Here is a 6,535-nt window from a genome sequence, read left to right on the forward strand (position 1 = left end):
CACGAAGACGAGAGTTCAGCTGATGACCGACAGCGCGGTGGCCGCTCTGTGCCGCCTGACCGTACGTGCGCCGAACGTCTCCGTCGATCTGGCGGTACCCGCCGACGTGCCGGTCGCCGATCTTCTGCCCACACTGCTGCGCTACATCGGTGAGGAGGCCGAGGAGACCGGACTCGACCACGCCGGCTGGGTGCTCCAGCGGCTCGGCGACGCCCCGCTCGACGAGGAGACCACCCTTGCCCATGCCGGGCTGAGCGACGGCGCGGTGCTCCATCTGCGTCCCCACACCGAAGCGCTGCCCGAGGCGCGACTGGACGACCTGGTGGACGGGATAGCCGACACCGCGGCCAGACGGCTGCACACCTGGCGGCCCGCAGCGGCCCGCGGGCTGTTGCTGGGCACCGCGGTGGCCACCGTGCTGGCCACCCTGGTGCTCGTGACCGGACCGTGGACGACCGGCTCCGGACTCTCCCGGGCCGCCTGCGCCGCCGTGACCGGGCTGTTGCTGCTGGCGGGCGCGGCCACGGCCGGCCGCGCCGTCGGCGACCGCCTCTCGGCGACGGCACTCGGGCTGCTGGTCGCCCCCTGCCTGGCCCTGGCAGGCTGGCTGCTGCTGGGTGGAGACCTGAGCGGCCCGGACGCGGTGCGCGTCGCGGGCGCGCGGCTGTTCGCGGCGGGCGCGGCAGGGGCCGGCGGCGCCGTCCTGGCACTCGCCGCCACCGCGGTCGGCGCCCCGGGTCTGCTGGCCACCGCGGTGGTCTCGGGCGCGGCCGCGGTCACCGGCGCTCTCATGGCGTACACCGATCTGGAGGCGCCGGCCACGGTGGCCCTGGTGGTCACGGCGGTCGTGCTCGCCGCCGGAGCGGTGGCGCCGCTCGCCTTCAAGCTGGCGGGGATGCGGATGCCCGCGCTGCCGTCCACCGCCGGTCAGCTCCAGGAGGGCATCGAACCCTATGCGGGCGACGAGGTCGCGGAGCGCACCGAGTTGGCCGGGGGCTGGGTCACCGCGCTCTTCGCCGCCACCGGTACCACCGCCGCGGCCGGCCTGATCGTCCTCACCGAGCATCCCAGCCTGCCCGAGGTGCTGACCTCCCTTGCGCTGAGTCTGCTGCTGCTTCTGCACAGCCGCGGCCTGGTCCACATCGGGCAGCGGCTGACGCTGGCCGTGCCCGGTGTCTGGGGGCTGCTGCTGCTTGCCCGCGCCTGGACGACGGCCAGCGACGGTGACGGACGTCTGGTGGTCTTCGCGGCGCTGCTCGCCGCCGCGGCCGGACTCGTGATCGCTTCGTGGACGGTGCCCGGCCGCCGTGTGCTGCCGTACTGGGGCCGTGCGGCAGAGGTGGCGCACACCGGCTTGGCCGTCGCGCTACTTCCGCTCGCCCTCTGGGTGGCCGGGTTCTTCGGCTGGCTGCGCGGCCTGTTCGGCTGAGCACCCCCTGCACTGGGACACGGAAGAGGAGTTGAGGAAAGGCCGTGCAGTCCAAACGAGACCAGGTTCACGCCCACACTTTCATGATGGGCAGGCTCAGTTCGGGCCTGCTGACGGCCGATCCGGACGCCCCGGAGAGCCCGCTCGGACGCACCACGCGCGGTGTCGTGTTCGGCGTGCTGGTCACTTTGCTGATCGGTGCGGGAACCGTCGTCTACGGCCTGCTGCGCCCCGGCGGGAACGACGGTTGGCGCGAGAGTGAACACCTGGTCGTCAACCGTGACACCGGCGCCCGGTATCTGTGGACCGGCACCGACGGCGTACTTCACCCGGTGCGCAACTACGCCTCGGCGAGGCTGATCGGCGGCTCCGATCTCCCCACCGCGGATGTCCGCACCGCCTCCCTGCGGGACGTCCCGGTGGGCGCCCCGGTCGGCCTGCCCGGTGCCCCGGACACCGTTCCGGAGCCGGGCAGCCTCGATGCCGGCGCCTGGCACGTGTGCGTCACCGGGCCGGACGGACCACTGCCCGACACCTCCGGGGCGGCGGCACGCACCGGGGTGGACAAGCCGGGGGCCACCACCGTCGTGGTGGGGGCACCTGTGGGATACCGCGACATCGGTGGCGACCACGGGGTGCTGGTACGCGGCCCGGACCGCACCGACTACCTGGTGTGGCGGGGCAGCAGACTGCCCCTGGACCGCGCCTCCGACGCCCGCAACGCGCTCGGCTACAGTTCACAGCGGCCGATTCCGGTCTCGGCGGCTTTCCTGGACGCGCTGGCGCCCGGCCCCGTCCTGCGCCCGCCCGCAGTGCCGGGTCGCGGCGAGGAGGGGCCTCGGCTCGGCGGTGAGGAAACCCGGGTCGGTCAGGTGTTCCAGGTGAGCGTGCCCGGCGGTGACAACAGCTATCACCTGCTGCGCGAGGACGGGCTGGTACCCCTGACCCAGCTGGGTGCCGCCCTGGTGCTGGGCGACCCCGCCACTCAGGAGGACGCCTATCAGGGGCGGTCGCCCAAGGTCCGCACGGTGGGCGCGGACGCGCTGCGGGAGCACCGGGCGAAGGACCCGGGAAGGGACGACTCCGCACAGCTGCCGGACGAGCCGCCCGCCCCCCGGTCCGTCGAGCGCGGTGACGCGCTGTGCGCGCAGGTGGACGGCGACAGCGGCGGGGTCAGGATCAGTTCGGGGTTCGTCCCGCTGAGCCGGCTGGCCCCGGTCACCGTGTCGGAAGGAACCGCAGGGCCGTTGGAGCCGGCCTGTGTCCCGGCGGACGCCGCGGTGGTACGGCCGGGCCGCGGCGCGCTGGTACGCGCCCTGCACGCGAGCGGAGCCGCGCATGCCGGGACCATCTATCTGGTGGCGGAGAACGGCGTGAAGTACCGCCTTCCCGACAAGGACTCGCAGCAGGCGCTGGGGTACGGGCCCGCCGACATCGCCTCGGTTCCGGCACCGCTGCTCGCGATGCTCCCGACCGGCACGGACCTCGACCCGGCCGCCGCCTCGGGCGCCGCGAAACCCAGGGCCACAGCCCCTGAATGCGGCACCCGGTCCCGGTAGGAAGGAAAGATACGGGGCGACCTGGTGAACGTCATACGTATTCGGCGCCAACGGTGTGCACCGACGCGGGCCGTCACTGCGCCGGATGCGGTGGAAACCTCAAATTCGGGAGGACGTTCCGCCGGCCCCTGCCCTTCACCGGCCGGATTTCCTTTTGACCGGAAACCGGTCTGTCTGCCCGCTGGATCCACCTGTCCGACCGTTTCACCGGCCGGAAGAATGGCCGGGGGCGACATGTCAATCCGACTGCAACATTTGAGCAACCTCCCTGCGGTACATGGGTTTCTGTTGCTGAGGGATACTCGAATTCCCCATCCCACGCGTTGCGCCGTGCACTGATTCTTCTTTAGCCTCGCACGACCAGGATGCGACGCACTCACCTGAACGAAGGGAACGTGATATGGCGGACGCAAGGAGAGCGGACTATGCCAAGGGCTTGGGAGGCGTCTCCTCCCTGGAGTCCGCCCGGAGCCAGGTCGAGAGGATCCAGCAGAACGTCGCTGAGATCGCCGCGCGTTCGGGCGTGGGAGGTGACGAGGGCCAGGTCCTGCTGAAGCTCTTCCGGAGCTGGAACGCGGAGGCGCAAACAGTGGTCGTCCAGATCAGCAAGATGATCGACGCGCTCCAGGAGAACGTGGTCTCCGCCAACCGTCTGGCGAAGGAGAACCAGGACCTGATCGAGGTCCTCAACAGCAAGACCAGCCAGGGCGTCTTCAACGCGCTGCGCTGACCCCGCACCCTTCCCGGGCCCCGGCGCCCGGCCACGGAAAGGAGACATCATGGCCGACGGCATCATCGACCTGCAATACCCCCTGGTCAGGAACGCCATCGAGGAGTTGGCAGGCCAGACCCGGCAGATCATCAACACCCTCAACGTCCTGGAGGACGAGCTGCAGCCGCTCGTCAGGTCCTGGGAGGGTGACGACCAGACCATGTACATCCAGGTCCAGAGCAAGTGGGACCAGGCGTGCAAGAACATGGCCGTGCTCCTCGGCGACAGCAGCGAGCTGGTCAGCCTCATCCACGACAACCACTCCCGCGACGAGAGGAACAGCGCGAACAACTGGGGGAGTGTCTCCCCCGCTTGACCACGGTGCGTCGGCCGACCCCGGGCCTGCGCCTGTGCCGACCCGGCCGGCTCTCCGGCCGGCCGGGTCCTCCCACGTTCCGGCCACCGTCCGCGTTCGGCGCGTCGCCCCGCCACCCCATCCCCCCGTCCCGCACCGAGCGTCAGGAGGCGTCCCATGGCCGGCGAGAAGGCCGACGTCAGGCATTTTGATCTCAAGCAGATGGAGAACTTCCGGGATCACGAGGTGCAGCCGGTGTACGCCGCCGCGAAGAAGCACCGCGAGGAGGGCGACGGAGCCAACATCCGCCCGCTCGGCCACCTTACCGACGGGCATACCACCCCGGAGAACCTCGACAAGAACACACAGCTTCTCCGCCTCGGCAGGATGGCCAAAGCAGATCTGGATCATGTTGTGTCGGGGCACACCCTGGTCACTCAGGTCAAGAACGCGGCCACGGCCCTCGACACACTTCTCGGCAGCCAGATGGATCTCTTCAAGGAGATGCTGGAGGCTCTGACCGAGACCATTGACGAGGCCAACAAGACCAAGGGCAAGAACCTGGACGCGATCAACGCGCAGCTTCTGCGCCAGACCTTCAACGAGGTGTACGCGCTCACCGGCGGCGGCATCGCCGCTCCGACGGGCAGCACGCCCAACGCGCCGACGGGCAGCACGCCCAACGCGCCGAAAACCGGCTCGTAGCCTCCTCTTCCGTGTGCACCGGCCTGAGCCGGACGCCCGGCACGCTCATGTGACGGCATCAGCTGCTACGCCTCGCGTGAGACGGCGGCACGCCAAAGGGAATCACACCGACCAGAGAGGGGTGCGCGGTGGTCGACCGGTACGATCCCAACTCCAAGGACAACGTCAACAAGTTCGACAACGCCGGCGACGTGCGAGCCGACACTTGGGCCGACCTGGTGCGCCACCTCACCGGCTACCCGGTACCGGACCGTAAAACCGTCTTCGACGACCTCCGCTCCAGCCACGGCGGCAAGCTCTTCCGGATGGAGATCACGGAACGAAATCTGGGTCAATCCCTCGACTCGGGCTTCCTGACGACCGAGGGCGAGGACTACGCGATCTGGTTCTTCAAAGGCGGCAAGGACGACAAGATCATGCAGGCCCGGATCGTCTTCGAGGGCCGCGTGAAGGTCGGCAACGAGATCCACTTCGAGAACCCCGGCTCCGACAACGTCCGCGACGCGACCGTCCGCGAGGGCAATGAGTTCAAGGATTACCACAAGGATTCAATGAGCACCGTCCCGCTCGCCAGGTACATGAACGGGCCCCGGGCGGCGCTCCTCGCTCTGCTGGACGGCAGCACCGAGAATGTCCGGTTCAGCGACCTGGGGGTGCCCCCGGATGACGTGGTGGACCTGAACTCCTTGAACACCGCCGGGGAATCCTTCGACTTCGCCGCCAAGTTCTTCAAGGACCACGCCGTGGTGCTGAAGGACTGGGAGGACCGCTTCGGCAAGGACGACGCCAGCTGGAAGGGCGCGGCGGCGAACGTCTTCCGCGACCTGCTGGAGAAGATCCGCGACAACTACGACGGCTACGTCGAGACCTTCGACTCCCCGGCCGGTCCGGCCGGCGGGGCAGGCACCGGCAACACGGTGTACTCACGTGCCCTGTCCCTGGCTCGCAAGTACCTGACGGACTCCGCCAACGCACTGCTGGAGGCATGGCTTGCGTGGGCCAAATCGCCATATTACGACCCGCACCAGGTCCTGCGCTACGTCCTTGACGAGCTTGGCCGGTGGGTGGATGAGAACAACATATTGAGGACAGAATTGGAGGCCGGGCCCCGCACGGTCGTCGTTCACAAGCCCCGTCCTGGCTTCACCTCGGTACACCCGGAGTACGGCGACCTGGCCGACATCGCGAACTGGGCCAAGGTCGGCGACAAAGCGGTCGAGATATGGCACCACGGCATCGACGCATACCTGGGCACGCCGGCCGCCCGGGTGCAGTCCAACCTGAACAACCACTTTCTCGACCTCAGCAAGGACTTCTCGGGCAATCATCCCAAGCCGAGGACCACCAGCACGACCGGTAAGGGAGCCGACGGACCCCTCACTCTGAACGGGCCGAATGGACCCATCAGTCTGGAAGACTTGCTGAACGGGCCGGACAACCCCGGCGGACGACCGGACCAGAACTACGGGGTTCACATACAGAACGGGCCGACCCGCAAGCCCACCGACCTTGACGGCTCCGGCCGCCCGGCACCACTCGGCGACATTCCCAAGAACCTGGGCGGCCCCGGCGGCCCCGGCGGCCCCGACACGGCCAACAAGTCCCTTGGCGATCTCGGCAACCTCAACGGATCACCCAACCCCAACGACTCCGCACGCCTGGCACCACTCGGCGAAATCCCCAAGAACCTGGGCGGCCCCGGCGGCCCCGGCGGCCCCGACACGGCCAACAAGTCCCTTGGCGATCTCGGCAACCTCAACGGATCACCCAACCCC

General features: G+C 69.2%; 6 protein-coding genes. All 6 read left to right on the forward strand.

Going from position 1 to position 6,535, the window contains the following annotated elements:
- The first annotated feature begins 22 nt into the window (after nucleotides 1-22).
- Entirely contained in the window at nucleotides 23-1,429 is a 1,407-nt protein-coding gene (eccD, locus tag ACZ44S_RS23570) for a type VII secretion integral membrane protein EccD (protein ID WP_466932111.1), read from the forward strand.
- 44 nt (nucleotides 1,430-1,473) lie between these two features.
- Nucleotides 1,474-2,988 carry a type VII secretion protein EccB gene (gene eccB, locus ACZ44S_RS23575; RefSeq protein ID WP_466932113.1) on the forward strand — a complete coding sequence of 505 codons (1,515 nt, stop codon included), beginning with the start codon at nucleotides 1,474-1,476 and terminating at the stop codon, nucleotides 2,986-2,988.
- Nucleotides 2,989-3,388: 400 nt separating this feature from the next.
- On the forward strand, nucleotides 3,389-3,718 hold the full coding sequence (locus tag ACZ44S_RS23580; RefSeq protein WP_037940035.1) for a hypothetical protein: 330 nt from the start codon (nucleotides 3,389-3,391) through the stop codon (nucleotides 3,716-3,718).
- Between the two features lie 49 nt (nucleotides 3,719-3,767).
- Complete coding sequence (locus tag ACZ44S_RS23585; protein ID WP_037940037.1) at nucleotides 3,768-4,076, forward strand: WXG100 family type VII secretion target; 309 nt, start codon at nucleotides 3,768-3,770, stop codon at nucleotides 4,074-4,076.
- Nucleotides 4,077-4,232: 156 nt separating this feature from the next.
- The gene (locus ACZ44S_RS23590) at nucleotides 4,233-4,760 is read left to right on the forward strand and encodes a type VII secretion system-associated protein (protein WP_466932115.1); all 528 of its coding nucleotides are present in this window, start codon (nucleotides 4,233-4,235) and stop codon (nucleotides 4,758-4,760) included.
- A gap of 128 nt (nucleotides 4,761-4,888) precedes the next feature.
- Nucleotides 4,889-6,535 (forward strand): AAWKG family protein (locus ACZ44S_RS23595; protein WP_466932117.1); only part of this gene is annotated, 1,647 nt, incomplete at its 3' end.

This window comes from Streptomyces malachitofuscus, assembly GCF_055571035.1.